The organism is Streptomyces sp. E-08 (assembly GCF_049913095.1).
Lineage (GTDB): Bacteria > Actinomycetota > Actinomycetes > Streptomycetales > Streptomycetaceae > Streptomyces.
Genome location: NZ_CP183971.1, coordinates 4,594,928 through 4,620,547, shown reverse-complemented (window position 1 = coordinate 4,620,547; position 25,620 = coordinate 4,594,928). Strand labels below are relative to the sequence as shown.

The window sequence follows — 25,620 nt, the reverse complement described above, 5'->3', positions numbered from 1 at the left end:
CGGGCGGGACGGGTCAGAGACCCATGCCGATGCCGCCGCCGATGGGGATCGAGGCGCCGGTGATGAAGGCGGCCTCGTCGGAGATCAGGAAGCCGACCAGGGCGGCGACCTCCTCGGGCGTGCCGGTCCGGCGCAGCGGCGTCTGGGAGACCACCTGGTCGCGCCTGCGGTCCGTCAGGCCGGCGATCATCTCGGTCTCGATGAGGCCGGGGAGGACGGCGTTGGCGGTGATCCGCGCCCGGCCCAGTTCCCAGGCGAGGGAGCGGGTCAGGCCGATCAGTCCGCTCTTGGAGGCGGAGTAGCTGGTCTGTCCGGGCGAGCCCCACATGCCCATGACGGAGGAGACGAACACGATCCGGCCCCACTTGTTGGCGACCATGTCGGACACGGCCTCGCGGACCACGTTGAAGGCGCCCGTCAGGTTGGTGTCGAGGACGCCGGCCACGTCGTCGGGGGCCTGGGACATCAGCAGCCCGTCCTGGGTGATGCCCGCGCTGCTGACGATGACGTCGATCTCGCCGAGCTCCTCCCGCGCCTCGCGGACCGCCGTGGCCACCGAGTCGGGGTCGCGGACGTCGCAGTGGACGTACGAGACGCCGTCCGCCTCGGGGCGGTTGCTGCGGTACGTGCCCACCACGCGGTATCCGCGCTTGGCCAGGTCCCTGGCGATGGCCTCACCGATCCCGCGGTTGGCCCCGGTGACAAATGCCGATCGCGAGCTCATCGCGCCACTCCTTCACTGATCGCTGTCGCGTCGCGCACCATCGAGTCGATGTGCGCGATCGCGGATTCCGTCGCGTCCCCGCCGGAGAGCACGCCGCTCCAGCCCGCCTGCCGGGCGCCTTCGGCGTTCTCGGGCAGGTCGTCGACGAGGACGTTGAACCGGGGGGCGAGGCCCGAGCGGGCCTCCGCGAGACGGAACATCTCCCCCTCGGGCTTGCGGGTTCCCACGTCGCACGACAGCAGCACCTCGTCGAAGGCGTCCGCGACGGAGGGGAAGGAACCCAGGTGGACGCTCCACTCGGCCGGCATGTTGGACATGAGCCCCACGAAGGCGCCCGCCGCCCGCCACTCCCGCAGCGCCGCCACCCAGGCCTCGTCGACCCGCCGGTCGCTCCACCAGCGCGGGCCGAAGTCGGACAGGTCGGCGCGGACGCCGTAGCGGTCGAGCAGCTCCCGCTCGATCTCCCGGGTCCAGCGGCGCTCGTCGAGGACGCCGGAGTCGAGGACGGCCATGCCGTCGGGGCAGCCGTGGCGCTCGCCGATGGCGCGCAGGCACGGGAGGATCTGCGCGGGGGTGAAGTTCCGGTCCTCGCAGAACCGCCGCACCCCTTCGGCGAGGGGCGGGGTGAAGACGCCGCGGAAGTCGCTCCAGATCGCGATGCCCGTCATGACGGCCTCGCCATCGACGTCAGCTCGAACCACATGCGGGTGACGACGACGTCGTTCTGCCGGGCCTGGACCTCGACGTTGTCGCCGTACCGCCGGGCGGCGACGACGGTCGGGGTGTCGAGTTCGGCGAATCCGGGGAACTCGGCACGGCAGCCGCTGATGATCCAGTCGACGGCCCGCTCGGTGCACGCCAGGGCGAGCTGCCGGCCCGCCTCGATGAGCACCATCGCGGGGTAGTGGTCGTAGTCGTGGTCGAACAGGCTGGCGTTGGCCAGGTCCGCGTCCAGGAGCGCGGTGGCGCCGTCGGCGGTCCCCCGCAGTCCGGCGAGGACGACGTTGGCCGTCTGGGTCCGGCCGACCCGCTCGGGCTCGGCCATGTCCCGGTGGCGCCGGAACGTGGCCCGCATCGACGCGGTGGTCGGCGCCGCGGAGCCGTTGCGCTGGTAGGCGCGCAGGTCCGGGTACCGGCCCTTGGCCACGCCCTGGACGGCCATCCGCGCGTTCAGCACGGGCCGGTCCGAGCCGGCGACGACGGCCTCCTGCGAGTAGACGATCTGCTTGGGCGATCCGTCGCCGCGCAGCCTCATCTCGTCCATGGAGGTGGTGATCACCAGCTCCTCGGTGGAGTTCACCAGCTCGTCGACGTCGCTCAGCCGGACGTCGATGGAGTTGAAGAACGCCGCGACACCGAGCGGCAGGCCCTCGAACCGGTGGGCGGCGCTGATCGCCGCCTGCCGGCACGCCTCGGTCATCAGCAGCAGGTCGAGCCGGTGGCGGCCGTGGTGGTCCAGGTAGTAGGTGCTGATGTCGGTGGTGACCGTCGTGGTCTGGTAGCGGTGTTCGGCGTCCCAGTTCGGCGGGGAGACCAGGATCTCCCTCGGGTGGGCGCGGTGCACCAGCTCTTGCGAGGTGCGTTCGACGGCCGTGGTCATGAGGCGCCTCCCCCCTTGCCGGGAGCGGTGTCCGGTGCGAGGGCGGCCACGATCCCGTCGGGGCGCACGACGCAGGTGACGCGCCGGCTGATGCCCAGCGCGGACCGGAGGGCCGGACCGGAGAGCGAGACGGTGTCGGGACCCGTCCCGCCGACGGCGGCGAGGTGCCGGACCTTCGTGGGGTGACCCGGGGTGCCCGCGGGGTCGAACTCGAGGGTGATCGGCTCGGTCGTCGGCAGGAGGTCGTGCAGATGGGTCCCGCCGCCGCCCGTGGGGATCTCGACGTTGGGCAGCCTGGCGTGGCTGCGCAGGACCCCGACGGCCTTGGGCCGCCCCTGGCCCGGGGCCGGTTCGTACCGCTGGGTGATCTGGGTCTGCCGGGGGATGACCACGCGGTCGAGCAGTCCGGTGCGCTCGGCCCCGTACAGCACGACGTCCCGCAGGCGGCGGCGCACTCCGCGCACGCCCCACAGCCGGGTCTGGAGGTCGGTGTCGCGCAGGACGTTCTCGACGACCTGGTGGCGCTCGTCCGCCCACTGGGTGAAGAGCCGGCCGGATTCCGCGGTGGACACCGGGGTACGGCAGATCCCGCCGAGGCGCCAGGCCAGGCTGGTCGCGTCCTCCACGCCGGTGTTGATGCCCTGAGCGCCCGCCGGGCTGTGCGCGTGCGCCGCGTCCCCGACGAGGAACACCCGGTCCTGCCAGACCCGTTCCGCCGCCTTGCGGTGGATCCGGAACCGGCCGGCCGCGTGACCGTCGAGGAACCGTACGGGAACCGGCGACCGCTGGGTCACCACGCGGGCCACCGTGTCGACGAGCGCCTCGCCCTCCGGGATCTCGCGGGGTGCGCTGATGAAGGCGCGCCACTGCTCGTCCGGCAGGGGCACCATGACGAGCACGCCGGTGTCGGTCATGAAGTAGTGCGCGGAGTCGGTGGCGAGCCCGGTGTCGCAGGGGCCGTCCGACAGCAGGAACGTCTGCTCGTACGTCTGGCCCACGAAGTCGATGCCGGTGGCCGCGCGGACGGAGCTGTGGACGCCGTCCGCCCCGATCACCCAGTCGTACGTCTCGTCGCTCGTACTGCCGCTGCCCAGGTCGGCGAGGGTCGTGGTGACCGTCTCCTCGTCCTGCCGCAGACCGGTCAGCTCGGTGTGGGTACGGATCGAGCCGCCGAGTTCGGTGAGACGGTCCCGCAGCACGCGCTCCGTGGTGTGCTGCGGGATGGCCAGGGCGTACTTGTACTTGGTGTGCCGGAGCCGACGGAACGTCATGCTGGCGACGCGGGTGCCGTTGGAGTGGTAGTGCTGGCCGGTCAGCGGGTGGCCCTCGGCCACCAGCCCGTCGGCGACGCCGAGGCGTTCGAAGATCTCCAGCGCGCGCGGCCACAGGACCACGGCCTTCGGATGGGTGTGCGGGGCGGCGGCCTTGTCGACCACCGTCACCGGCACGCCCTGGAGCCGTAAGGAGACCGCCGCGGCCAGACCGGCCGGGCCGGCTCCGACGATCAGGATGCGAGGGCTCATGTCCCGGCCCCGATCCGCAGGACGGCCGCGCCGACGGCGCCGGAGATGTCGATGCCGGTGATCAGGGCGGTGCCGCCGGGCCGTCCGACCGCGAGGGCGGCCGCGACCTGGAGGGCTCCCATGGCGCTTCCGCACTCGCCGAGCGCCGCGCGGACGTCCACGCGGGGCGCGGCGAACCCGGCGAGCGCGGCCTGCTCGGCCTCCGCGAGGACCGTGCCCTCGGCACCGGGCAGGACGAGGTCGACGGCGGTGTCGTCCACCCCGGCCCGCCGGAGCGCTCCGCCGGCGACGCGGCGCAGGGCCTCGGTGTATCCGGCGTCCGTACGCACGGGGGCGAAGCCCACCGCGCAGGCGGCGACGGTCGCCAGGGCGGGCGCGTCGCTGAGCCCGTCGGGCTCCAGCGCGAACACGGCGGCGGCCTCGGCGACGGGCACGGTGTCGTGCACGATCTTCTTGGACCGGATGCCCCAGGCGGTGTGCGGGGACAGCTCCTCGACCCCGCCGACCAGCATCCGCTGCCCGTGGCCGCGGTCGATCAGCCGGGCCGCGTACTGCAGCGCCGAGACGGCGCTGAGGGTGCCGTTGGCGAGCGTCGAGTTCGGCCCGCGGAACCGGTGCCAGATCGCGACCTGGGCCGCGCAGCAGTTCATCGTGGTGTTGGGGAACTGGGCCGGGTTGATCAGGTCGATGCCGGCCCCCTCGATCACCCGGGAGTCCAGCTCGATGCTGCTGCGGAGGCTGCCGACCATGCTGCCCATCGCGACACCCGTGGACAGCCAGGAGTCGTCGGTGATCCCGGCGCTCTCGGTCAGGGTCCGCTTGAGCCGGGCGCTGGCCGCGAGGCCGAGCGCGGTGGTGCGGTCGATGTTCTTCGTGCCCTTCCTGGGCACGAAGTCGGTGATGTCGAACGAGGGGACGGCCGAGACCGAGCCGGGGATCCCCACGTAGTCGGCGGCGTCGGCCGGCGGCGGCGGGTTCAGCGGAAGGTCCTGGGCGGCGGGCGCGTTCAGGCGCTCCCGCAGGGCCTCCAGGCCGAGGCCCGCGACGGACAGGACGGACACGTCCGTGATCCGCGGTTCCTTGATACGGGTCGTCACAGCGCCTCCCCTGCCAGGGCGGGCACGGGCTGGTCCGCGACGGCGCCGAAGATCGTGATCGCGTTGTTCCCGCCGAACGCGAAACCGTGGTTCTGGGCGACCCGCACCGTGGCGCTGCGCGCTTCCCTGGGGACGAAGTCGATGTCCGGGCCGAGGTCGGGGTCGGCCTCTTCGAGGTTGATCGTCGGCGGCAGGAAGGAGTCCTCGATCGCCTTGCAGCAGGCGATCGCACCGAAGCCGCTCGCCGCGCCCATGGTGTGCCCGAGCATCGACTTGATGGAGCTCATCGGCGGGTGCGCGTCACCGAACACGCTGCGCGTGGCGGTCACTTCGGTGATGTCGTTGGTCGGCGTGCCCGTGCCGTGCGCGGAGATGTAGTCGACGCTGCTCGCGTCGATCCCGGAATGGGCGTGGGCCCGGCGGATGCAGTCCGCGATGCTGTCCGCGTCCGGGTGCACGATGTGGTGGGCGTCGCAGGAGAGGCCGTATCCGAGCAGTTCGGCGTAGATGTGGGCGCCGCGGCGGGTGGCGTGCTCCAGCTCCTCCAGCATGAGGACGGCGCCGCCCTCGGCCGTGACGATGCCGGTCCGGTTCCGGTCGAAGGGCCTTCCGACCCCGTCGGAGATGGCTCCGAGGCTGAGGAATCCGGCGTGGGTGAACCGGTTCACGCTGTCGGCTCCGCCGGCGAACATGACGTCCGCCTCGCCCGAGGCGATCTTGTCCCCGGCGCTCCCGATGGCGTAGTTGGCCGCCGAGCAGGCCGTGGGGATCGTCATCGTCTCGCCGTGGAGGCCGAGTTCGACCGAGACGGCGGCGGCGATGTTGCCCGCGGGGAGCAGGCTGACCAGGTCGGCGTCCATGAGGCCGGGTCCGCGGTCCAGCCACTGGCCGGTGAGGGTGTCGACCGTGGGGGCCTCCCCGTTGGTCGTCCCGATGATGGCTCCGGTCGCCGACCGGAGGTCGTCGGTCAACTCGATGCCGGAGTCCTGTAACGCGAGCCGGGCGGCGGCGGCCGCGATCTGCGCGGTCCGGCCCCACTCGGCGGGGGCGATGGTACGGACGACGGCCTCGGGCTCGAAGTCGTGGACCTCGCCGCCCAGATGGCGGTTGAAGTCACTGCTGTCGAAGGAGCGGATCTCCGAGATCCCGCTCCGGCCCTGTTTGATTCCCTCGGTGAAGTTCTCGACGCCGGTTCCGATGCTGCTGACGCAGCCGATTCCGGTGACGACCACCCGACGCGAACTAGGCTTCAACGGAGGACTCCTCGTCGGTGCGGAGCTGGATGATCCGCCGGACCATCTCGTCCACGGTGCGCAGGTCCCCGACCTCCTCGCGCGGCAGGCGGATCGCCAGCTCCTTGTTCACCCGCGCGAGGACCTGTATCAGGCCGAGGGAGTCCGCCTCGTACTCCTCGATCAGGTTGGCGGTCATGTCGACCTCGTCGGGCTCGACGTCGAGTTCGAGTTCGTCGACGACGATCTCCAGCGTGACGCGCTTGATCGTTTCGTCGCTGAGCTTGGTTTCCACTTGTGCCTCCATCGATGCTTTCGGGCAGCCGAACGTGCCGGCGGTGCCGCCCAAGGGTGCTGGTGTGGTGCTATCCGACCTTGAAGACGGTCTTGACCCATCCGTTCGGCCTGGGTTGCAGCGTCACCGTTGACGCGAAAGACGATTTCTCCTGAACGAGGATCTCGGGGGTCAGGACGCCCCCGCGGTCGACCATCCGGGCGAGCCACTCGATGTCGTCGACCAACGAGCGCCGCGGGTCGTCCTGCAGCAGGTGCATGGTTTCGATGACGCGGCCGTACCGGCCCTCGTCGCCCTCGAAGTCCCCCGGCTGGAACTGCTCGCACTCGCGTGCGGTGTGACCGACCGCGATCAGCCGGCCGTTGGCCCTCAGCTGCCGGAAGGCCTGGACGAGGACCTCGCCCCCGACGGTGTCGATCACCGCCTCGACCGGCTCGCGGTTCTCCTCCGGCGTGGTCAGCACCTCCTCGGCGCCCAACTCACGGTGCCGGGAGTGCCGTTCCGGCTTGCGGTCCACGGCGACCACCTGCGCGCCGGCCATCACGAGGAGCTGCACGGCGAAGACCCCCACGGCGGAGGCGGCGCCGGTCACCATCACGCGGGCGCCCAGTGTCGATCCCAGCCGGCGGATCACCCGGATCGCGGTACCGCCGGCGACTCCGACGACGGCCATCGACGTGGGCGAGCTGTGCAGCGGCAGACGGAAGGCGAGCCGCTCGTCCACCGCCCGGTACTCGGCCCAGCCGCCCCACTCACCGAGTGTGGCGACCAGGTCCCCGGGCCGTAACCGCGAGACGGCCCGTCCGGTCTCCAGCACCGTACCGACGGCTTCCCAGCCGGGGACGGCGCCTCGGGGGGCGCCCGGCAGGACGTCGGTGACCTCACCGAAGTTCGCCGAGGAGGCCCGCACGGAGACGAGGATCTCGCCCGCCTCGATCGCCGGACGATCGACTTCGGCGGGCGCGATTCCACCCTCGCCATCGGCCACTAACGCCCACATGCGGTTGCCGCCCACGTCTCCGCCCCACTCCCGTCCCCGCCGACCGGACTCACTCCCAACTGGGAGTGACTTCCACATGAGTTATACACCCACTCAGGATCTGCTGCCTAGTGGGGGTCAATTCCACTTGGGTGCTGTTACCGTCGCTCACATGGTGAATAAACCCCCTCAGAAGCCCCCAGTGGAGAACCTCCGTGACATCAAGAAAGCCGAGGTCAAACAGCAGATAGTGCGGTCGGCGCGCGAGCTCGGCGCGCAGTCCGGATACGACGCGACGACCGTCGCCCAGATCTGTCAGCTCGCGCGTGTCGGCACGAGCACCTTCTTCCGGTACTTCCCGGAGAAGCAGTCGGTGTTCCTCGCACCCGAGGTCGAGCTCTGGCACCGGTACCTGGAGGAACTGCCCGCCGAGGCCTCGACCATGGAGGACCTCAACACCCCTCTGGAGCACGTCCTGTCGACGGCCGGCGAGGAGTGGGCCGACGACTTCGCCGCGTCCCTCGACCTCGCGGCGGGGAGCATGACCCTGGCCAAGCACAGCTTCGACCACTGCGTCGAGATGGAGTGCACGATCCTGGACAGGGTCGTCGCGAACGGCACCCGGGACACCCTGGTCACGCACATGCGCGTCGGGGTCTTCCTGGCCTCCTGGCGCATCGCCCAGAGCCGCTGGCGCGGAACGGACGACCGGACCATCGGTTCGCTCGCCTCGATCCGGCGGGAGGCGTTCGAGCTGGTCAGACACCTCGGATCCGACCTGCACACAGGCTGATCCGGCGCAGGTCCCGCTGACTGATCCCGTCCATCGATCCCGTCAGCGGTCACGGGGGAACTTCGCCAGAAGAGGACGGGGGCGCGAGCCGACATCGCGCCCTCTGTCACGACCGGCACCGTCCGGTCCCGCGACGCCGTCCGGCCCCACGTCCTCACGTGCCATGCTGGGCACCATGGACCTGGAGGACCTCAAGAGACTGCGCCGCGCGCGGGACACGATGGACCGCGACTACGCGTCACCGCTGGACGTCCCGGCCCTCGCGAGGGTCGCCCTGATGTCCACGGGCCACTTCGCCCGCAGTTTCCGCACCGCGTTCGGCGAGACGCCGTACAGCTATCTGATGACCCGCCGCGTCGAGCGGGCGAAAGCCCTGCTCCGCCGGGGTGACCTGAGCGTGACCGAGGTCTGCTTCGCGGTGGGCTGTACGTCGCTCGGCTCCTTCAGCTCACGCTTCACCGAACTCGTCGGCGAGACGCCCAGCGCCTACCGGGCCCGGGGCCTCGGCGACGGCGGCCACGAGGAGGGCGCCGCGATGCCCGCCTGCGTCGCCAAGGTGCTCACCCGGCCGGTGAGGAACGGCACCCCCGCCGAACCGGTCAGGATCGGAGAAGCGGTAACGAGCGCCTCGCCGTAGCGTCGGGGACATGGACAACATCAAGCTCTCGCAGTGCTTCATCACCGTCGACGACGCCGACGAGGCGCTCCGTTTCTACCGGGACGCGCTCGGCCTGGAGGTCCGCAACGACGTCGGCTACGAGGGGATGCGCTGGGTGACCCTCGGGTCGCCCGAGCAGCCCGACGTGGCGGTCGTGCTCGAGACCCCGCTCCCCGACCCCGGCGCCTCCGAGGCCGACCGGGAGGCGGTCAAGGACCTGCTCGCCAAGGGCCTGCTGCGCGGCGTGATCTTCTCGACCGAGGACGTCGACGCCACCTTCGAGCGCGTCCGGGCCGCCGGCGGCGACGTGCTCCAGGAGCCCGTCGACCAGCACTACGGCGTGCGCGACTGCGCCTTCCGCGACCCGGCCGGCAACATGATCCGCTTCGCCCAGCCCAAGGCCTGACCCCCTCCCGCCCGGGCCCGCCCCCTCCCCGCCCCGGGGCAGGGGGCGCCGCCGTGCCAGCATGGCGCGAAGGTCCAACAGGGGAGGAACACATGACAGTTGACGAGCGGCACGACGAGGCGACGGCCCCCCGGCGGCGCGCGGACGTCTGGGACGAGACGGCCACCCCGGGACCGGGGCGCTTCACCGGCCCCGCCACCGGGGCCGAACTGCCCATGCTCGCCGGGTTCCTGGCGGACCAGCGGGCGACCCTGGAGCTGAAGTGCGCGGGCCTGGAAGGGGAGTTGGCGCTGCGGTCGGCGGAGCCTTCGACGCTGTCCCTGCTCGGCCTGGTCCGCCACCTGGCCGACGTCGAACGCCACTGGTTCCGCGAGATCCTCGCCGGCCAGAAGGACGCACGCCCCCTCTTCTCCTCCCCGGACTCCCCGGACGGCGACTTCGAGGAGGCCGCGGCCGACCCGGAGGCCGTCAAGGAGGCCTGGGACGCGTGGCGGGCGGCGGTGGCCTACTCCGACCGCTTCACGGCCGAGGCCCCGGACCTGGACGTCACGGGCGAGGACGCGTGGCGGGGGCGCGTGTCGCTGCGGTGGGTCCTGATCCACATGATCGAGGAGTACGCCCGCCACAACGGCCACGCGGACCTCCTCCGCGAACGCATAGACGGCACGACGGGCGTGTAGCGCCCGGCCGCTGCGGGCGGCGCCCGGTCGTCCGCTTCGCGACCATCCGTGACGGATCCATCCTGGTTACCCTGGCAGGCATGACTGCCATGGCACCCACCCGCACCGAGCCCGACCTCTCCTTCCTCCTCGACCACACCAGTCACGTCCTGCGCACGAGGATGGCCGCCGAGCTCGCGGAGATCGGGCTCACCGCGCGCATGCACTGCGTCCTGGTGCACGCCCTGGAGGAGGAGCGGACGCAGGCGCAGCTCGCCGAGATCGGGGACATGGACAAGACCACGATGGTGGTGACCGTCGACGCCCTGGAGAAGGCCGGGCTCGCCGAGCGCAGGCCGTCCACCACCGACCGCCGGGCGCGGATCATCGCGGTGACCGAGGCCGGGGCCGGGGTCGCCGCGCGGAGCCAGGAGATCGTCGACGGTGTCCACGAGAGTGCCCTCGCCGCCCTTCCGGAGGAGGAGCGCACCGTCCTGCTGCGCGCCCTGAACCGGCTGGCCACCGGCCATCTCGCGACCCCCGTCGAGAGCCCGACGCCCGCCCGCCGGGCCCGTCAGCGCGGATGAGCCCGAACTCCTCCCGTAAAAAATAGTCTGCAACAAAACCTTCTGCTAACGTCACTCCTGTCGCCTCCGACGAACAGGAGTGGTCCCCATGTCCGCGCCCGCCAGCCCCCGCCTCGCCCTCGGCGTCCTCGCCACCGGCATGCTGATGACGGTCCTCGACGGCAGCATCGTCACCGTCGCCATGCCCGCCATCCAGGGCGACCTCGGCTTCACCCCCGCCGGCCTCAGCTGGGTCGTCAACGCCTACCTGATCGCCTTCGGCTCGCTCCTCCTCCTCGCCGGCCGGCTCGGCGACCTCATCGGCCGCAAGCGGATGTTCCTCGCCGGCACCGGGGTCTTCACCGCCGCCTCCCTCCTCGCCGGCGTCGCCGCCACCCCCGCCGTCCTCATCGCCGCCCGCTTCCTCCAGGGCGTCGGCAGCGCGATGTCCTCCGCCGTCGGCCTCGGCATCCTCGTCACGCTCTTCACCGAGCCCCGGGCACGCGCCCGCGCCATCGCCGTGTTCAGCTTCACCGGCGCCGCCGGCGCCTCCCTCGGACAGGTCCTCGGCGGTGTCCTCACCGACGCCCTCGCCTGGAACTGGATCTTCTTCATCAACCTGCCCATCGGCGTCGCCGCGCTCCTCGTCGCCCTCCGTGCCCTCCCCGCCGACCGGAGCCTCGGCCTGCGGGCGGGCGCCGACGTCACCGGCGCGCTGCTCGTGACCGCCGGCCTCATGACCGGGATCTACGCCGTCGTCAAGATCGAGGAGTACGGCGCCGGTTCGGCGCACACCCTCGGCCTCGGGGCGCTCGCCGTCGCCCTCCTGGCCGCGTTCCTGCTCCGCCAGGCGAAGGCCGCGCACCCCCTCATGCCGCTGCGGATCCTCCGCTCCCGCAGCGTCGCCGGCGCGAACGCCGTCCAGATGCTGATGGTCGCCGCGCTCTTCTCCTTCCAGGTCCTCGTCGCCCTCTACCTGCAGAAGGTCCTCGGGTACGGAGCCGCCGAGACCGGCCTCGCCATGCTCCCCGCCGCGCTCGTCATCGGCGCCGTCTCGCTCGGCGTCTCCGCCCCACTGATCGCCCGCTTCGGCGAGCGGAACGTCCTGATCACCGGTCTCGTCCTGCTCACCGGCGTCCTCGGCCTGCTCGCCCGCGTCCCCGTCCACGCCTCGTACGCCACCGACCTGCTCCCGGTGATGCTGCTCGCCGCCGGCTTCGGCCTCGCGCTCCCCGCCCTCACCGCGCTCGCCATGTCCGGCGCGGAGGAGGCCGACGCGGGCCTGGCCTCCGGACTCTTCAACACCACCCAGCAGATCGGCATGGCCCTCGGCGTCGCCGTCCTCACCACCCTGGCCGCCGCCCGCACCGAGACCCTCACGGCAGCCGGCAGGCCCGCCCCCGAGGCCCTGACCGGCGGCTACCACCTCGCCTTCGGCGTCGGCGCCGGACTCCTCCTCGTCGCCCTCGCCGTCGCCCTCACCGTCCTGCGCCCGGCCGCCACCGCCACTCCCCGGCAGATGACAATGGCGGCATGAGAGCCGACCGACTCGTCGCCGCCCTGCTCTTCCTCCAGAGCACGCGGCGACGCGTCACCGCCGCCGAACTCGCCACCGAACTGGGCGTGTCCGAGCGCACCGCCCGCCGGGACCTCGAAGCGCTCGCGGGCGCCGGGATCCCGGTGTACTCGCAGGCCGGGCAGGGCGGCGGCTGGTCGCTCGTCGGCGGAGCCCGTACCGACCTGTCCGGCCTCACGGCCCCCGAGATCCGCGAGCTGTTCCTGCTCACCGGCCCGGACGCCGACGCGAACCCGCGGACCCGGACCGCGCTCCGCAAGCTCGTACGCGCCCTCCCCGCACCCCTCCGCGAGGGCGCCGAGGCCGCCGCCCGCGCCGGGATCGCCGACGGCACCGACTGGACGGGCGCGGAGACCGAAGAACCCCGGCTGGCCGCGCTCCAGCGGGCCGTGGTCGACCAGCGGGAACTGCGCATCGGGTACGCCCGCCCCGGCGGCGAGCCGCGCGAGCGGACCGTCCAGCCGCTCGGGATCGCCGCGAAGTCCGGGGTCCGCTACCTCCTCGCGGACACGGCGGACGGCCTGCGCACCTTCCGCGTCGGCCGCGTCACCTCGGCCGCCGAGACCGGCGCCGCCGCCGTGCGCCCCGAGGGCTTCGACCTCACCACCGCGTGGCGCGCGCTCGCCGCCCGCATGGAGGACCGACTGGTCGCCGCGACGGTCCGGGGCCGGGCCGCCCCGGGCACCGGGTCCGTCCTGGAGGGCCTGCTCGGCGGACGGATACGGTACGGGGAGCGGTCCCCGGACGGCTGGACGCCCTTCGAGGCCGACGGCCCCTCCCCCGAGGTGATCGCCGCCCGCCTCGCGGGCCTGGGCGCCCGCGTGGAGCTCCTCGACCCGCCCGCGGCGCGCACCGCCCTCGCGCGGATCGGCGCCGAACTCACCTCCCTGTACGAGGGTCCAGGAACTCCGGCAGCTCCCCCGCGTGCACCAGCGCGAGGCGCGACACCGCCCGGGTGAGCACCACGTACAGCCGGTTCACGCCGCGCGGCTCGGCCGCCACGATCGCGGCCGGTTCGACGACCACGACGTGGTCGAACTCCAGGCCCTTGACGACCGAAGCGGGCAGGACGGACACCCTCTTCCCGCACTCGCCGACCGCCGCGGCCACCACGTCGACCAGGTGGTCGGCGGTGACGACCCCCACCGAACCCTCCGCCGCGAGCGCGGCCCGCACGGCCTCGCGGACCCCGGCGGCCAGGTCCGCCGTCCGCCGGACCGTCACCTCGCCGTCCCGGCGGACCGAGCGCCCGGCGGGCACGTCGGCCCCCAGCTCCGGGAGCAGCCGGTTGGCGAGGTCCACGATCGCCGCCGGGACGCGGTAGCCGAGGGTGAGCGGCACGACGGGCGTCCCGGGCTTGCCCAGATGGGCCAGCTGCTCGTCCCAGTCGCGGGCGGCCCAGGGGGTGGTGCCCTGGGCGAGGTCCCCGAGGACGGTGAGCGAACCGAACGCGGTACGGCGGGCGACGGCCCGGCACTGCATGGGCGAGAGGTCCTGGGCCTCGTCGACGACGACGTGCCCGTAGCTCGCGGGCCGCTCGATCAGGCCCGCGAGCTCGTCGAGGAGGACGAGGTCGGCGGCGGTCCAGCGCGCGGAACGGTACGAGCGCGGCGGCCGCGCCCAGCGGATCGCCGCCCGATCGGCCTCGGTCAGGCCGGGGTCCGCCGGGTCCGTCAGGACCTCCGCGAGGACCTCCTCCGGCACGGCCCTGGGCCAGCACGCGTCGAGGAACGCCGTCACCGCCCGCGCCCGCTCCATCCGCCGCGCCCAGGCCGCGCCCATCGGCCCCGAGCGGCGTTCGGCCCGGAGCTGGAGGGCCCGGACGACCCGGGCGCGGACCCGCTCGCGGCCGGTCGCGTAGGGCGGCTCCTCCTCCCGTACGGCCGCGACGAGCGCCGCGAGCTCCGCCGCCGGGAGCCGCCAGTGGGAGGAGCCGTCGTGGACCGCCAGGTCCTCCGCGGGGGCCGGGTCGACCCTGCCGTACAGCGCGCGGTGCAGCACCCCCGCCATCCGGACGTCGTGCTTGATCCGGGCCGCCGCCTCGCCGTCCTCGGCCCGGACCGGGTGGCGGGCGATCTCGTCGTCGAGCGTGGCCTGCCGGATCCCGGTCTCGCCGAGCGAGGGCAGCACCTCGGCGATGTACGAGAGGAAGGCCCGGTGGGGGCCGAGGACGAGGAGGCCGGAGCGGCGGATGCGCTGCGGATGCGTGTAGAGGAGGTACGCGGCCCGGTGCAGGCCCACCGCGGTCTTGCCGGTGCCGGGCGCGCCCTGGACGCACAGGGAGGCGGCGGGTTCGGAGCGTACGAGGTCGTCCTGTTCGGGCTGGATGGTGGCGGCGATGTCCCGCATGGGGCCCACCCGGGGGCGTTCGATCTCCCCGGCGACGAGGGCGCTGACGGTTCCGGTGCCGCCGTCCGCGAGGCGTTCGTCCTCCAGGGCGGTCAGGTCCTCGGTCGCGCCCCGGCTGTTCGGGGCCCAGCCGAAGCGGCGGCGCCGGAGGACGCCCTGCGGGTCGTGCGCGCCGGCCTGGTAGTAGGCGCGGGAGACGGGCGCGCGCCAGTCGATCACGAGCGGCGGGGCGGCGGGGTGCTCGGCGATCCGGCGGCGGCCGATGTGGTGGATCTGGCCGTCCTCGCGGTCGAGGCGCCCGAAGAACAGCGGCCCGGGCGGCTGTTCGCCCATCTCCTTGGCGCGGCTGCGCAGGTGGTAGCCGAGCGCCTCGGCGTCGGCGCCGGACGCGGCGACGTCCTCGCCGGTGACGACCTGTTCGGCCACGTCCTCGGTCATGCGGATCAGGGCGGCGCGGCAGGCGTCGTGGTGGGAGCGTTCGCGGGCGAGCTCAAGGTCCAGTGACGTCATTCCGACAAGCCTAGCGGAAAACGTTACCGGGTTACATTTTTGCCTTGAGTTATACGGGCGCGGGGCTCGCTCAGTACGTCAGCCCCTGCCGCAGCGACCGGAACGCCTCCTCCGCCGCGGCCGCCGCGTCCCGCGCCACCTCCTCGACCGGATCACCGGCCGCGAGCCGCGCCACGTTGTCGTCCGCGAGGATCCGGAGCACCGCCACGATCTGCCCGGCCGCGAGCCGCGCCACCAGGGGATCGCCGCCGAGCACCTTCGCGAGGGCGACCTCGGAGTTCATCTGGAAGCCGTGGACGCGGGCGAGCAGGGCCGGCGTCCCGTACAGGAGCCGGTGGTACGCGAGGACCGCCGGCACGTCACACAGTCCGGTGACCGGGTCGCGCCGCTCAAGCCCCTCCATCAGGTGCTCGTACAGCGCGTCGAGCGGCGGCGTGCCGTAGACCCGCCCGGCCTCCACCACGCGCGCGGACTCGCCCTCGTGGTCGGCGAACCGGTGGAGGACCAGGTCCTCCTTGGCGGGGAAGTACCGGAAGAGCGTCGGCTTCGAGACCTCGGCGGCGGCGGCCACCTCCGCGACGGACACCCCGTCGAAGCCCTTCGCCATGAACAGCGCGATGGCGGCGTCCGACAGGGCCTGCCGGGTGCGCTCCTTCTTCCGCTCGCGCAGACCGGTCGGGTACTCGGGCTTCACGTACCCCGGCTCGACGTCGTCCCGGCTCACGAGGCGTTCCCTTCCACCAGCACCGCGACCCCGTCCAGGATCCGGGCGAGCCCGAACCGGAACTCGGCCTCCGGCTCGTCCGCCACGTCTATCACGCCCGAGTCCAGCACCCGCGCCACCGCCGGATACCTCTCCGGGTCGGCGAGCCGCCGCAGGGTGCGGCCGTAGCGGGCGAGGACCTCCTCCGGCCGCTCGTCGCTCGCGGCGATCGCGGCGGCGAGGTCAGCCGTGATCACGGCCTCGTTCTTCACGAAGCCGCCGACCAGCAGCGTCACCGAGATCCTGGCGCCCTCGTCGAGACCCGTCCCCTCCAGGGCGACGAGGGCCTTCTCCCACCAGGCGACCACGTTCGGGGTGGCGGGCGGCCCGGAGACGGGAGCCCGCAGCATCCAGAGGTTGCGGTGGTAGACCTCGCGCATCCCCCAGGCCCAGGCCTCCATGGCCTCGCGCCAGCCGGTGCCGGGCGCATAGAGCTCGGGCGGGGCGCCCGTGGCGGACTCCGTCATGAGGACGTACAGCTCGCTCTTGGCGGAGACGTACCGGTAGAGCGCCATCGTGGAGGCGCCGAGCTCCTTGGCGACCCGGCCCATGGAGACGGCGTCGAGCCCCTCCGTCGAGGCGAGCGAGACGGCCGCGTCGACGATCCGGTCCAGGGTCAGGCCGGGCTTGGGCCCCTTCGAGGGGCGCTCCCGCAGCCCCCAGGCCGCCTCGATGCCCGGCGGCAGAAAGGTCCCACCGCCGCCGGTCCCGGGATCGCCACCGGCGCCGTTCCCACCGCGCCCGGCATCGGCACCCCCGCCGCCGTCCCGACCGGACACCCCGCCCTCGCCGTCCGCCATGAGCTCCGCCTCCGCACCTCGCACGACCCCGCACGACCTCGCACGCCTGACGCCCATCCTAGTAATGCGTAACCCTTACACAGTAACGCGTATGGCATACGCAGTACGTGGATCCGCCCTACCCGAGGAGCACAGCCATGCCTCCTGCCGTCGAAGCCACCGCCCTGCTCGCCGCGTCAGGCGTCCTCTTCCGCCTCCGCACGAGGTGACCCGTCAGAAGATGTCGGGCGAGAACGGCCGCAGCGGGGTGCGGAACAGCAGATCCGCGCGGGCCGCCGCCCCCGGCGTCCGCTCCTCGACGCGCCCGAGCCGGGACAGCCGTACCGCCGACTCGTCGCCGAACGCGAGCGTTCCCACCTCGGCGACGTCGAAGGCGAGATCAGCCGACGCGGTGGTGCGGGCGCAGGAAGCGCCCGCCGGGGAGGCGTCGAGCCGGAAGCGCCCGCCGGCGAGCCCGCCGGCGTCCCGCACCTCCAGGACGAGGCTCTCCTCCACCGGATACGAACGGCTCTCCAGGACCCGGACCACGTCCAGGACCCGGACCCACAGCATGTCCACGTACGTGAGCGTCCTGGCCGCACGGGGGTCGGGCAGGAGCAGCGGCAGCGGGTCGTCGGGCGCCCGGTAGCCCGAGCGGACGGTGGCGACCCAGTCGATCGAGCAGAGGTAGTGCCACAGGGCCCGCTCGGCGGCCGGGGTGACGGCGATGAAGTCCCGTACGGTCACCGTGTTCTGCGGCTGCTTCGCGTCGTCCCACTTGTCGTCGGCGCTGTACGCGGCGTACCCCTCGACCTCGCCGGACGCCGACCGGTACACCGCGTAGTACGGCTCCCGCCACGGATGGCTCTGATGGCCGAGGCCGGTGCCCAGCTCCCAGCCCCGCTTGTCGCGGTCGGTGACCCCGGCGCGGACACCGGCGAGCCGGAGGTGCACCGCGGGACCGACCTTCCGGATCTCGTCGCCGTCCGTCAGATCGATCCGGCCGCCGTCCTCCGGGCGGCCCGAACGGCGCGGGTCGAGACCGGCCCGCCGCACGTCCACGCACCACTCGGCGGCCCAGCTGGCCGCGCCGAAGCCGAACCGCCCGTAGATCGGGTACTCGGCGGCGATCAGCGTCGCGATCGCGTCGCCCCGCTCCTTCGCGGCCGCGAGGTCGGCGGACATCATCCGGCTGAGCAGCCCGCGCCTGCGGTGCGTCGGCGAGACCGTGACCTGGGTGATCGCGTCGGCGGCGAGACTGCCGCCGCCGACCGTGCTGACCTCCTGCCGGAAGGACCGGAAGGTGGCGACGACCCGGTCCCGGTCGAAGGCGCCCAGCGTCCGCGCGAGGTCCGCGTGGGCCAGCCGGTCGGCGACCTCCGCGTCGGAGACGACCGGCGTCCGCAGGAACCCGGTGCGCAGGGCGAGCTGCCAGTCGGGGAACTCGGACTCCGTCACCGCGCGTACGTCGACAGTCATCCTCCGACCCTACGCACGGCCGGACGGGCCCCGCACGCCAGTTTCCACGGCGGGCTCAGGCCAGCAGGTCGTCGACCTGCGCCTCACCCTCGCGGTAGCGGCGGGCGATCTCCGCGCTGCAGTCGTCGGCGGTCCGCTGGAGGTGCTGCCGGCGCCGCGAGATCTGCTGCTCGTACCCGGCGAGCCGGCCCATCGCCGCGTGCAGCTCGTCGTCCGTGCGGGCCGTCAGGTCCGACAGCTCGACCTCCGACAGCATCTCGGTCGCGAGCCGCCGGTACTCCTCGCCGCGCGGCGTCGACAGCGTCACGTGCCGCGCCGAGCTGCGGTGCCGCGAGGGCACGTCGGCGAGGATCTCGGAGAGCCGGTCGAGGACCGGGGCCTCCGGGTCGGTCCGCCGCGCCAGCTCGGCGCGCAGGATGTCGATCCGGCCCTGGAGCATCCGGCGTACGTAGCTCAGGTCGGCCTCGTCGCTCTGAGCGTCCCGGCGCAGCGCGCGCAGTTCGGGCAGCCGCAGGGCACCGAGATCGGGCTGCGCGCGGTCGGGCTGCGTGCGGTCCGCCGGCTCGGCGGTCCGCTGCACGGGTGGGCGCGTCACGGGTCCTCCGCCCGGTCCTCCGCCCCTGGTTCCGGAGCGGATCAGCGGTACGGGGCCGGACGGCGTCGGCCCGGTGCCAGGTGCACTCATGAGAATCGTCCCCTCGACCGGTGCGGAACCGCACCGCCTGACACGCATGGTGCCACTCCTCCCCGTGCACGTGCAGGCGCTCTGCACCCGTTCGGCCCCTCGTCCTCCGGCCCGGGGGCCGCTGGGTAGGTTGGTGCGCATGCGAGCAGTGGTGCAGAGGGTCGACGGCGCGAGTGTCGTCGTCGCAGGGGAGACGGTCGGAGAGATCACCGGCGAGGGGCTGTGCGTCCTGGTCGGGGTGACCCACGACGACACCCCGGAGAAGGCCGCTCAATTGGCCAGAAAGCTCTGGTCCGTCCGGGTACTGGACGGCGAGAAGTCGTGCTCCGACGTGAACGCGCCGCTGCTCGTCATCTCCCAGTTCACCCTCTACGGAGACGCCCGCAAGGGCCGCCGCCCCACCTGGAACGCCGCGGCCCCCGGCCCCGTCGCCGAACCCCTGGTCGACGAGGTGGTCACCCAGCTCCGCCGGCTGGGCGCCCACGTGGAAACGGGCCGCTTCGGAGCGGACATGCGCGTGTCCCTCACGAACCACGGCCCGTTCACGGTACTGATCGAGGTCTGAGCCCTACGGCTCGACGACCGTCTCCTGTGCGGCGGCCGTCGAGCCGGCGATCAGCGGGGCGTCCACGGGGACGTTGCGCTTCACCAGGGCCAGGGCGATCGGGCCCAGTTCGTGGTGGCGGACGGCCGTCGTCACGAAGCCGAGCTGGCGGCCCTCCTCGCCGTCGGCTGCGAGCCTGAGCGGGGTGCCGTGGCCCGGCAGCAGGACCTCGCTGCCGTCCAGGTGCAGGAAGACCAGGCGGCGCGGCGGCTTCCCCAGGTTCTGCACCCGGGCGACGGTCTCCTGGCCCCGGTAGCAGCCCTTCTGCAGGTGGACGGCGCTGCCGATGAGGCCGACCTCGTGCGGGATCGTCCGGTGGTCGGTCTCGAAGCCGAGCCGCGGCCGGTGCGCCTCGACCCGCAGCGCCTCGTACGCGAGGATCCCGGCGGCCGGCCCGTGCGAGGCCGCGAAGGACTCCAGGCCGGCGCGGGGCAGGAACAGGTCGCGGCCGTGCGGGGTCTCCCGTACGACGGCGCCCTCGGGCACCTCGGCGATGGAGCCGGCCGGGAGGTGGACGACCGCGAGGTCCTCCGTGCGGTCGGCGACCTCCACCCGGTAGAAGAACTTCATCGACTCCAGGTACGCGACGAGCTCCTCGCGCGTCCCCGGCTCGACGTGCGCCCACACCGTCTCGCCGTCGTCGACGAGGTACAGGGCGTGCTCGATGTGCCCGTTCGCGGAGAGGATCAGCGCCTCGGTGGCCTGCCCGGGCGGCAGCTCGGTCATGTGCTGGGTGACGAGCAGGTGCAGCCAGCTCAGCCGGTCGTCACCGGAGACGGCGATGACGCCCCGGTGCGAGAGGTCGACGAAACCGTTGCCTTCGGACAGGGCGCGCTGCTCGCGGAACAGGTCGCCGTAGTGCGCGGCGACGCCTTCGTCGCGGCCTTCGGCGGGGACGGCGCCGGGCAGGGACAACAGAGGGCTCTTCATACAGAAGAGCCTACGACTCGGCGGCCGCGTCCTTGTTCGAGCAGTCCCTGCAGCGGCCGAAGATCGCGAAGTGCTTCATGTCCGTCTCGAACCCGAAGGTCTCGCGGAGCTTCCCGGTGAACTCGGCGGCCACCTCGACGTCCGCCTCGATCACCTCGGAGCAGTCCCGGCACACCAGGTGCAGATGGTGGTGCCGGTCGGCGAGGTGATAGGTCGGGGCCCCGTGCCCCAGATGCGCGTGACTGACCAGCCCGAGCTCCTCCAGGAGCTCCAGGGTCCGGTACACGGTGGAGATGTTCACCCCGGAGGCCGTCCTGCGGACCTCGACGAGGATGTCGTCCGGAGTCGCGTGCTCCAGCTTGTCCACGGCCTCCAGGACAAGCTGGCGCTGAGGCGTCAGCCGGTAGCCACGCTGCCGCAGGTCGCTCTTCCAGTCGGTGCTCACCACGCCCCCCAGTTTGACATCCCCCGCCCTTGAACGGGCAGAGTCCTTCTCAGGCCGCATGCGGCCCAGTAGGCGGTTGACGCTTCACAGACCGGGTATCCCCGAGGTCTCCACGTCCTGACACCGCCTGCCCGGCGGCGTGATCGATGTTGCGTCCCGCATTGGTGTCCGCGTTGGCCTCGAACCCGCAGCCGGGGTTCTTGCACACGAAGCGGGCCTGAGTCTCCCGGCTGCCCGTGGTGACGCAGCCGCACGCGGAACAGCGACGGGATGTGTTCGGAGCGGGGACCTTGACCACGATGCCACCGCGCTCGGCGGCCTTGTACTCCAGCATCGTCACGGTCCGACCCCACGCCTCCGCGGTGATCGCCCGGTTGAGCCCGGCCTTCTGGCGAACGCGGGTACCAGGGACTTCCACGCTCCCCCTGGCGGACCTGACCATGCCGGGGATGGTCAGGTCCTCCACCCCGATGCGCGAGAAGGTCTCGGCGATCCTGGTGGTGGTCTTGTGCTGCCAGTCGACCGCTCGGCGCTTGGCTGTCGCACGGAGCTGGGCGATCTGGTTGTACGTGCGCGTCAGGCGGCGCGAGTCCCTCACCTCGGGCTCGCGAGCCCGACGCCTCCGCTCCCTGGCCTTCTCCAGGCGACGCAACCGCTTCGCCTCACCCTCGGTCAGCCACGGGCCGTGCTCACGGAAGGTGCCGTCGGACAGGGCGAGGGGCTTGGCGATGCCGCGGTCGATGCCCACGCTCGGGCCGGGGTGCGCCGTCGGCTCGGGTACCTCGCTTTGGACTCGGAAGACGACGTACCAGCCTTCGGCCTCCTTCACCAGCCGGGCCCCGGAGACCCGGTTGGCCTTGTCGGCGCGCCTGCCGACGGGAAGGTCCCTGGTCCAGCGGAACAACACGTGCCCGATCTTCGGCGCCCACATGCGTCCCCACCGCCGGTTCAGGCGCACGATCTGGAGATCGCGGCCCTGCGGGACATCAATGGCCATGCGCGAGCGGAAACGGCCCTTGAAGGCCGGGGCCCGGGTCCGGCCCTCCCAACAGTTTCTCCATGCCTGAAAGTACGCCTTCAGTACGGCCTGCGCCGCCTGCGCGGGCAAGTCACCGAGCCAAGGAAGATCCTTACGCCCCTGCCGGATCACCGCATCCGCCGCTGCAAGGCTTCGCCGCTCCTTGGCGACCATCGTCCACCAGTCGTGAACGAGGTTCCACAGAGCACGGGCGGCATGACCCTGACCCTCCGCCGCTGCCGCCTGACTCGGCGTGAGACAGAGCCGGGCCTTGTGGCCACGATGACGCTTCACCATCCGTCCCCATCCCCGGCACCGATCACACACCGCTCCGGGGGCAGCCCCGACTCGACACCACCGATGAGGCTACGCGGACGCCGTGAAGGGAGAGCCTCGATGGCGGAAGACTTCGCATACTGGCTTTAACCCGTAAATCTCTGCGATTTCCTGCCATCGGTTCGACGACGAGTGGTCGCCCACCCCGACGTGAGTGCTCTGGTGGGCACGCCGAAGAGCCCGCCGGCCATGTCGACGGGCTCGGGAGTTGTGTGTCTAGCGGAAGAAGGCGATGCCGTCGTCCGGCATGTCGGGCAGGTTGCGGGCCATCTCCGCGACCTCCTCCGGCGTCACGACCTTCTTCAGGTGCGCCGACATGTACGGGCGGAGCGGAACCTCGGGGGTCGCCTTCTCGCCCACCCACATCAGGTCGCTCTTCACGTAGCCGTAGAGCCGCTTGCCGCCGCTGTACGCGCCGGAGGCCGCGGTCCGGGCGACGGCGTCCGTCGCGAGGTCGATCTGCGGCTTCTGGTCGGCGAGCTCGCCGTACCAGATCTCGACGATGCCCTGGTCGCGGACCATGACGACCTCGACCTTGCGGTCCTTGTCGATCCGCCAGTAGCCGCTCTCACTCTCCAGCGGACGGACCTTGTTGCCGTCGTTGTCCAGGACCCAGGAGTGCGAGTGGTACTCGAGGAAGTCCCGGCCGTCGTGGCTGAACGTCACGGACTGGCCGAAGTTGCACTTCTCGGCGCCGGGGAAGTCGGAGACACCCGCGCCCTCCCACGTGCCGAGCAGGAACGCGAGGGGGACGAGGTCCGGGTTGAGGTCGGACGGGATCTCGATCATGAGCAGCTCTGGCGTTCTCTAGAAGTGGTTACCGCTGGCCCTGGTACAGCTTCTTCACGGTCAGACCGGCGAAGGCGATCACGCCGACGGCGACCAGGACCAGGAGGGTTTCGAAGAAAACGATCACGGGGTGCTCCTCGACTGAGCGGTGAAGGCGGAACGGGCCGGACCCCAGCTTAGTGTGCGGGGGTCCGGCCCACTCGGTGAGGTGGGTCTCCCGGATGATCAGCGAACGCTCAGCCGAGCAGCTGCGCCTGGAGCGCGACCGTCTGCTGGAACGGCACCGTGAGCGTCCCGCCCTTCCGGGTCTGGGTGACCACCGCGAAGGTGTCCCCGGCCTGGATGTAGGCCCAGCGGGTCTGCTCCGGGCCGTACGGCTTCTCCTCCCCGTAGGCGTAGATCGAGAGGTTCGGCACGTCGACGTCCTGCACGGACGTGTCGATCTTCGACACCTCGACCCCGAGGGGAAGCCGGCCGAACTGCGCGACCTCGCGCATCGTCTCGTCCTTGTACGCCTCCGCGTACGCCACCGACGAGAACCGCAGCAGGTGGATCCGCGTCCTGGTGCCGTCCGGCGTGGTCCAGCCGCGGGCGGCGACGTGCCGGAGCGCCGAGTCGGCCAGGTACTCCTTCACCGCGCCCCGGTCCTTCTCCTTGAGCAGCGCCAGGTAGGAGTCGGTCCCGGTCCAGCCGCCGGTCAGCTTCGGGTCGGCCGTGGCGCCCACCGGTGCGGGCAGCAGCAGCTTCCGCAGGTCGGCGTGGTGGATCTCGCCGTCGTTGCCGTCGGAGTACGGACGGAGGGCCCCCTCCGGCAGCGCCGGGAGCGCCAGCTGCGGGTACTCCCAGCGCCCGTCGGGCTCGGTCGCGAGCCCCGGCACGTCGGTGCGCTCCATGGCGGTGATCCCCATGGCCGCCCCGGCGCCGACCCCGCCGCAGACGAGCACGGCGGCGGTCCAGCGGGCGATGCCGAGGAGGAGCGGCCGCCGCGACTTCTTCGGCTTCGCGGGTGCCGGGGCGGGGACCGGTCCGGGCTCCGCCGGGACCAGCGCCTCGGGCTCGGTCAGGATCTGCTCGGTCATACGTACTCCCCCGGGGACGCGATGTGGTCCAGCTGCTTCTTGAGCAGGTCCGCCACGCCCGCCCTGTCGAACGGCTTGGCGCCCGCCGCCTTCACGGTGACGAGGACCTCGGAGTCGTACGCGAGGCAGATCATCTCCTCCAGCGCTTCGGCCCGCTCCTTCTTGTCCAGCGAGTCGTCCTCGGGCGCCAGGTAGCAGACGGCGTTCCTGTGGTCCTTCACCTTGGGTCCCTTCCGGGCCCCCAGGGCGTCCATGACCTCCTTGCGGATCCGGAAGCTGTTCCTGATCTGCTTCTTGTCCTTCATGCTCGCGAGCTCGAAGGTGACGACGACGTCGCTGCCGGGATCGGCGAAGGAGCGGACCCCGATGCCCTGGATGCCGAGCTTGTCGACCTCCTTCTCGAACGTCCGGCGCTTCTTCCCGGAGAGGCCCTCGCCCGACTGCTTCATCAGCACGGTGGCCTCCGCGGCGCCGAGCTCGCCGTCGTTCCCGTACAGCTCCTCGTCGGGGCCGAACTCGTACCCCTCCGGCAGCGGGAGCAGGAGCTTGCTCAGCGGGGTGCCGGCCTTGCCGCGCGCCAGGGCGGCGGCCGGGTCCGGGGCGTCCTTCGCGGTCTCGTCCTCGTCGCCCCACAGCCGCGTCGGCGCGGTGCGGTCGGCGGTGGAGACGGTGACGGCGGTGTACGTGACGCCGCCGCCGATCAGGCCGAGGACGACCACGGAGGGGAGGACGACCCGGAGCAGAACCCGCCGGATCCCCTTCTTCCCTGCCGTCGGCTGCTCGGCCACGGGCTCGTTCACGGCCTCGGTCACGGGCTCGTTCACGGCCTCGGTCACGTCGTTCCGGTCCTCACTCACAGGCGCCCCAGCTGTCGCTCGGCCAGCGAACGGATGTCCTTCTCGGAGATCTTCTTCGTGTCGGTCATGAAGATCTCCAGCGCGATGTCACCACGGTGGGCGTACGCCCTGGCCTCGTAGAGGTCCAGGTAGCCGGCCTCCCGCTGCACGGGGAAGAGGTAGTAGCGGCCGTTGGACGAGCCCTTGAGCTCCTTGCCCTCGCTGTCCGCGTACTTCTTGGTCGGCATGTAGTCCTGCTGGCTCTCGATGTACTCCTCGGAGGCGAGGGTGTCGCCCCCGCGGTACTGGATCAGCCGGACCTCGGTCCGCCGGTGCTCCCCCGTCGTCCAGGACGCGGTCGCGACGCGCCGGAGGCCCAGATCGAGCTGGTGGTCGAGGGCGTTGCCCGGCTTCGTGAACTGTCCGGCGAACTCGTACAGCGGCATCCAGCCGTTGCTGTCGCCGAACGTGTCCTTCTTCGCCCCCGCGGGCTTCGCGACCAGCAGCTTGCGCAGGTCGCTCTGGGCCTTGGCCTGGCGGTCCTCCTTCGCCGACAGCGGCTCCGGTCGCTGCCCCTTCGGGAGCGCCTTCGCCGGGTACGCGAGGCCGGGCTGGTTCAGCGGCGGGAGCGCGGTCGGTTCACGGTCTGCCTGGATGCCGTAACCGACGGCCGTGCCGCCGACGAGGCCGATGACGGCGGCGACGGCGATGAGCCCGACGGTACGCAGGCCGCGGCGGCGCGGTGTGCGGACCGGAGGCGCGGTTTCCGGGACCGTCTCCGGTTCGGGCGGTGCCGTTGTATCCGTGTTCTGGATACTTTCTTCGATACTCAAGAGTCCCCCCACGAGACCTGAAGCGCGGATTCCGTCACCCGCGCACACAGCTGACACGTGAGGGGTGCATGAGGTTG

At 72.2% G+C, this 25,620-nt stretch carries 28 protein-coding genes; 8 read left to right on the top strand and 20 right to left on the bottom strand.

The genetic code is table 11. From position 1 onward, the window contains the following. Positions 1–13: 13 nt before the first annotated feature. The 8 genes from fabG to ACN9MM_RS21235 form a co-directional block, all read right to left on the bottom strand. Positions 14–724 (bottom strand): 3-oxoacyl-ACP reductase FabG, encoded by a 711-nt coding sequence (fabG, locus tag ACN9MM_RS21270; RefSeq protein WP_382867868.1) that lies wholly within the window; start codon positions 722–724, stop codon positions 14–16. Continuing rightward, a complete protein-coding gene (locus ACN9MM_RS21265; protein WP_426365083.1) occupies positions 721–1,392 on the bottom strand; it encodes an HAD-IA family hydrolase in 672 nt (223 codons plus the stop codon). Before ACN9MM_RS21265 ends, fabG begins: the two co-directional genes overlap by 4 nt. Next, positions 1,389–2,324 (bottom strand): AfsA-related hotdog domain-containing protein, encoded by a 936-nt coding sequence (locus ACN9MM_RS21260; protein ID WP_426365082.1) that lies wholly within the window; start codon positions 2,322–2,324, stop codon positions 1,389–1,391. The genes ACN9MM_RS21265 and ACN9MM_RS21260 overlap by 4 nt, the downstream gene beginning before the upstream one ends. Next, positions 2,321–3,847 carry an FAD-dependent oxidoreductase gene (locus ACN9MM_RS21255; RefSeq protein WP_426365081.1) on the bottom strand — a complete coding sequence of 509 codons (1,527 nt, stop codon included), beginning with the start codon at positions 3,845–3,847 and terminating at the stop codon, positions 2,321–2,323. The genes ACN9MM_RS21260 and ACN9MM_RS21255 overlap by 4 nt, the downstream gene beginning before the upstream one ends. Further along, positions 3,844–4,944: a beta-ketoacyl synthase N-terminal-like domain-containing protein gene (locus ACN9MM_RS21250; protein ID WP_426365080.1), complete on the bottom strand. Its 1,101-nt coding sequence runs from the start codon at positions 4,942–4,944 to the stop codon at positions 3,844–3,846. Before ACN9MM_RS21250 ends, ACN9MM_RS21255 begins: the two co-directional genes overlap by 4 nt. Continuing rightward, positions 4,941–6,197, bottom strand: coding sequence for a beta-ketoacyl-[acyl-carrier-protein] synthase family protein (locus ACN9MM_RS21245; protein ID WP_426365079.1), 1,257 nt, complete (start codon positions 6,195–6,197; stop codon positions 4,941–4,943). The genes ACN9MM_RS21250 and ACN9MM_RS21245 overlap by 4 nt, the downstream gene beginning before the upstream one ends. Continuing rightward, entirely contained in the window at positions 6,187–6,471 is a 285-nt protein-coding gene (locus ACN9MM_RS21240) for an acyl carrier protein (protein ID WP_382867874.1), read from the bottom strand. The genes ACN9MM_RS21245 and ACN9MM_RS21240 overlap by 11 nt, the downstream gene beginning before the upstream one ends. Positions 6,472–6,541: 70 nt before the next feature. Next, positions 6,542–7,459 (bottom strand): zinc-binding dehydrogenase, encoded by a 918-nt coding sequence (locus tag ACN9MM_RS21235; protein WP_426365078.1) that lies wholly within the window; start codon positions 7,457–7,459, stop codon positions 6,542–6,544. 193 nt (positions 7,460–7,652) lie between these two features. Here ACN9MM_RS21235 and ACN9MM_RS21230 point away from each other — a divergent pair, with 193 nt between their 5' ends. The 7 genes from ACN9MM_RS21230 (at position 7,653) to ACN9MM_RS21200 (ending at position 13,067) form a co-directional block, all read left to right on the top strand. Beyond that, positions 7,653–8,243 carry a TetR/AcrR family transcriptional regulator gene (locus ACN9MM_RS21230; protein WP_426365077.1) on the top strand — a complete coding sequence of 197 codons (591 nt, stop codon included), beginning with the start codon at positions 7,653–7,655 and terminating at the stop codon, positions 8,241–8,243. 175 nt (positions 8,244–8,418) lie between these two features. Then, positions 8,419–8,880 carry a helix-turn-helix transcriptional regulator gene (locus tag ACN9MM_RS21225; RefSeq protein ID WP_426365076.1) on the top strand — a complete coding sequence of 154 codons (462 nt, stop codon included), beginning with the start codon at positions 8,419–8,421 and terminating at the stop codon, positions 8,878–8,880. Positions 8,881–8,890: 10 nt separating this feature from the next. Beyond that, positions 8,891–9,307 carry a VOC family protein gene (locus ACN9MM_RS21220; RefSeq protein WP_426365075.1) on the top strand — a complete coding sequence of 139 codons (417 nt, stop codon included), beginning with the start codon at positions 8,891–8,893 and terminating at the stop codon, positions 9,305–9,307. Between the two features lie 92 nt (positions 9,308–9,399). Further along, the gene (locus ACN9MM_RS21215; protein ID WP_426365074.1) at positions 9,400–9,987 is read left to right on the top strand and encodes a DinB family protein; all 588 of its coding nucleotides are present in this window, start codon (positions 9,400–9,402) and stop codon (positions 9,985–9,987) included. Positions 9,988–10,067: 80 nt separating this feature from the next. Continuing rightward, positions 10,068–10,553 (top strand): MarR family winged helix-turn-helix transcriptional regulator, encoded by a 486-nt coding sequence (locus tag ACN9MM_RS21210; RefSeq protein WP_426365073.1) that lies wholly within the window; start codon positions 10,068–10,070, stop codon positions 10,551–10,553. A gap of 88 nt (positions 10,554–10,641) precedes the next feature. Next, on the top strand, positions 10,642–12,069 hold the full coding sequence (locus ACN9MM_RS21205) for an MFS transporter (protein ID WP_426365072.1): 1,428 nt from the start codon (positions 10,642–10,644) through the stop codon (positions 12,067–12,069). Beyond that, positions 12,066–13,067, top strand: a complete 1,002-nt coding sequence (locus ACN9MM_RS21200; RefSeq protein WP_426365071.1) for a helix-turn-helix transcriptional regulator — start codon at positions 12,066–12,068, stop codon at positions 13,065–13,067. Before ACN9MM_RS21205 ends, ACN9MM_RS21200 begins: the two co-directional genes overlap by 4 nt. Here ACN9MM_RS21200 and ACN9MM_RS21195 read toward each other — a convergent pair. The 5 genes from ACN9MM_RS21195 to ACN9MM_RS21175 form a co-directional block, all read right to left on the bottom strand. Beyond that, positions 12,988–14,967, bottom strand: a complete 1,980-nt coding sequence (locus tag ACN9MM_RS21195) for a HelD family protein (RefSeq protein ID WP_426365070.1) — start codon at positions 14,965–14,967, stop codon at positions 12,988–12,990. The genes ACN9MM_RS21200 and ACN9MM_RS21195 overlap by 80 nt on opposite strands. Before the next feature lie 70 nt (positions 14,968–15,037). Continuing rightward, on the bottom strand, positions 15,038–15,691 hold the full coding sequence (locus ACN9MM_RS21190; protein ID WP_426365069.1) for a TetR/AcrR family transcriptional regulator: 654 nt from the start codon (positions 15,689–15,691) through the stop codon (positions 15,038–15,040). Then, positions 15,688–16,530, bottom strand: a complete 843-nt coding sequence (locus ACN9MM_RS21185) for a TetR/AcrR family transcriptional regulator (protein WP_426365068.1) — start codon at positions 16,528–16,530, stop codon at positions 15,688–15,690. The genes ACN9MM_RS21190 and ACN9MM_RS21185 overlap by 4 nt, the downstream gene beginning before the upstream one ends. A 213-nt stretch (positions 16,531–16,743) precedes the next feature. Beyond that, on the bottom strand, positions 16,744–17,988 hold the full coding sequence (locus tag ACN9MM_RS21180) for a GNAT family N-acetyltransferase (RefSeq protein WP_426365067.1): 1,245 nt from the start codon (positions 17,986–17,988) through the stop codon (positions 16,744–16,746). A 55-nt stretch (positions 17,989–18,043) separates the two neighbouring features. Further along, entirely contained in the window at positions 18,044–18,673 is a 630-nt protein-coding gene (locus ACN9MM_RS21175) for an ABC transporter substrate-binding protein (RefSeq protein WP_426365066.1), read from the bottom strand. Positions 18,674–18,812: 139 nt separating this feature from the next. Between ACN9MM_RS21175 and dtd the strand changes: the two genes are divergently transcribed. After that, complete coding sequence (gene dtd, locus ACN9MM_RS21170) at positions 18,813–19,238, top strand: D-aminoacyl-tRNA deacylase (RefSeq protein WP_426365065.1); 426 nt, start codon at positions 18,813–18,815, stop codon at positions 19,236–19,238. A gap of 3 nt (positions 19,239–19,241) precedes the next feature. On the opposite strand, the gene ACN9MM_RS21165 is transcribed toward dtd, so the two are convergent. The 7 genes from ACN9MM_RS21165 to ACN9MM_RS21135 all read right to left on the bottom strand — a co-directional run bounded on the left by ACN9MM_RS21165 (position 19,242) and on the right by ACN9MM_RS21135 (position 25,543). After that, positions 19,242–20,207 carry a YgfZ/GcvT domain-containing protein gene (locus ACN9MM_RS21165; RefSeq protein ID WP_426365064.1) on the bottom strand — a complete coding sequence of 322 codons (966 nt, stop codon included), beginning with the start codon at positions 20,205–20,207 and terminating at the stop codon, positions 19,242–19,244. A 10-nt stretch (positions 20,208–20,217) separates the two neighbouring features. Then, positions 20,218–20,655, bottom strand: a complete 438-nt coding sequence (locus tag ACN9MM_RS21160; RefSeq protein WP_383663138.1) for a Fur family transcriptional regulator — start codon at positions 20,653–20,655, stop codon at positions 20,218–20,220. 46 nt (positions 20,656–20,701) lie between these two features. Then, positions 20,702–21,967, bottom strand: coding sequence for an RNA-guided endonuclease InsQ/TnpB family protein (locus tag ACN9MM_RS21155; protein WP_426365063.1), 1,266 nt, complete (start codon positions 21,965–21,967; stop codon positions 20,702–20,704). Between the two features lie 255 nt (positions 21,968–22,222). Further along, positions 22,223–22,795, bottom strand: coding sequence for an FABP family protein (locus ACN9MM_RS21150; RefSeq protein ID WP_426365062.1), 573 nt, complete (start codon positions 22,793–22,795; stop codon positions 22,223–22,225). A gap of 236 nt (positions 22,796–23,031) precedes the next feature. Beyond that, positions 23,032–23,874, bottom strand: coding sequence for a hypothetical protein (locus ACN9MM_RS21145; protein WP_426365061.1), 843 nt, complete (start codon positions 23,872–23,874; stop codon positions 23,032–23,034). Next, positions 23,871–24,710 carry a hypothetical protein gene (locus ACN9MM_RS21140; RefSeq protein WP_426365060.1) on the bottom strand — a complete coding sequence of 280 codons (840 nt, stop codon included), beginning with the start codon at positions 24,708–24,710 and terminating at the stop codon, positions 23,871–23,873. The genes ACN9MM_RS21145 and ACN9MM_RS21140 overlap by 4 nt, the downstream gene beginning before the upstream one ends. 17 nt (positions 24,711–24,727) lie before the next feature. Further along, positions 24,728–25,543 (bottom strand): hypothetical protein, encoded by an 816-nt coding sequence (locus tag ACN9MM_RS21135; RefSeq protein WP_426365059.1) that lies wholly within the window; start codon positions 25,541–25,543, stop codon positions 24,728–24,730. Between the last annotated feature and the right edge of the window lie 77 nt (positions 25,544–25,620).

Bases quoted from the DNA above. Each gene is read 5' to 3' on its own strand.
- ACN9MM_RS21215 (WP_426365074.1), top strand. From the start codon at position 9,400: ATGACAGTTGACGAGCGGCACGACGAGGCGACGGCCCCCCGGCGGCGC.
- ACN9MM_RS21225 (WP_426365076.1), top strand. From the start codon at position 8,419: ATGGACCTGGAGGACCTCAAGAGACTGCGCCGCGCGCGGGACACGATG.
- ACN9MM_RS21165 (WP_426365064.1), bottom strand. From the start codon at position 20,207: ATGAAGAGCCCTCTGTTGTCCCTGCCCGGCGCCGTCCCCGCCGAAGGC.
- ACN9MM_RS21200 (WP_426365071.1), top strand. From the start codon at position 12,066: ATGAGAGCCGACCGACTCGTCGCCGCCCTGCTCTTCCTCCAGAGCACG.
- dtd (WP_426365065.1), top strand. From the start codon at position 18,813: ATGCGAGCAGTGGTGCAGAGGGTCGACGGCGCGAGTGTCGTCGTCGCA.
- ACN9MM_RS21195 (WP_426365070.1), bottom strand. From the start codon at position 14,967: ATGACGTCACTGGACCTTGAGCTCGCCCGCGAACGCTCCCACCACGAC.
- ACN9MM_RS21155 (WP_426365063.1), bottom strand. From the start codon at position 21,967: ATGGTGAAGCGTCATCGTGGCCACAAGGCCCGGCTCTGTCTCACGCCG.
- ACN9MM_RS21185 (WP_426365068.1), bottom strand. From the start codon at position 16,530: ATGGCGGACGGCGAGGGCGGGGTGTCCGGTCGGGACGGCGGCGGGGGT.
- ACN9MM_RS21205 (WP_426365072.1), top strand. From the start codon at position 10,642: ATGTCCGCGCCCGCCAGCCCCCGCCTCGCCCTCGGCGTCCTCGCCACC.
- ACN9MM_RS21145 (WP_426365061.1), bottom strand. From the start codon at position 23,874: ATGACCGAGCAGATCCTGACCGAGCCCGAGGCGCTGGTCCCGGCGGAG.
- fabG (WP_382867868.1), bottom strand. From the start codon at position 724: ATGAGCTCGCGATCGGCATTTGTCACCGGGGCCAACCGCGGGATCGGT.
- ACN9MM_RS21175 (WP_426365066.1), bottom strand. From the start codon at position 18,673: ATGAGTGCACCTGGCACCGGGCCGACGCCGTCCGGCCCCGTACCGCTG.
- ACN9MM_RS21260 (WP_426365082.1), bottom strand. From the start codon at position 2,324: ATGACCACGGCCGTCGAACGCACCTCGCAAGAGCTGGTGCACCGCGCC.
- ACN9MM_RS21265 (WP_426365083.1), bottom strand. From the start codon at position 1,392: ATGACGGGCATCGCGATCTGGAGCGACTTCCGCGGCGTCTTCACCCCG.
- ACN9MM_RS21220 (WP_426365075.1), top strand. From the start codon at position 8,891: ATGGACAACATCAAGCTCTCGCAGTGCTTCATCACCGTCGACGACGCC.
- ACN9MM_RS21150 (WP_426365062.1), bottom strand. From the start codon at position 22,795: ATGATCGAGATCCCGTCCGACCTCAACCCGGACCTCGTCCCCCTCGCG.
- ACN9MM_RS21255 (WP_426365081.1), bottom strand. From the start codon at position 3,847: ATGAGCCCTCGCATCCTGATCGTCGGAGCCGGCCCGGCCGGTCTGGCC.
- ACN9MM_RS21210 (WP_426365073.1), top strand. From the start codon at position 10,068: ATGACTGCCATGGCACCCACCCGCACCGAGCCCGACCTCTCCTTCCTC.
- ACN9MM_RS21180 (WP_426365067.1), bottom strand. From the start codon at position 17,988: ATGACTGTCGACGTACGCGCGGTGACGGAGTCCGAGTTCCCCGACTGG.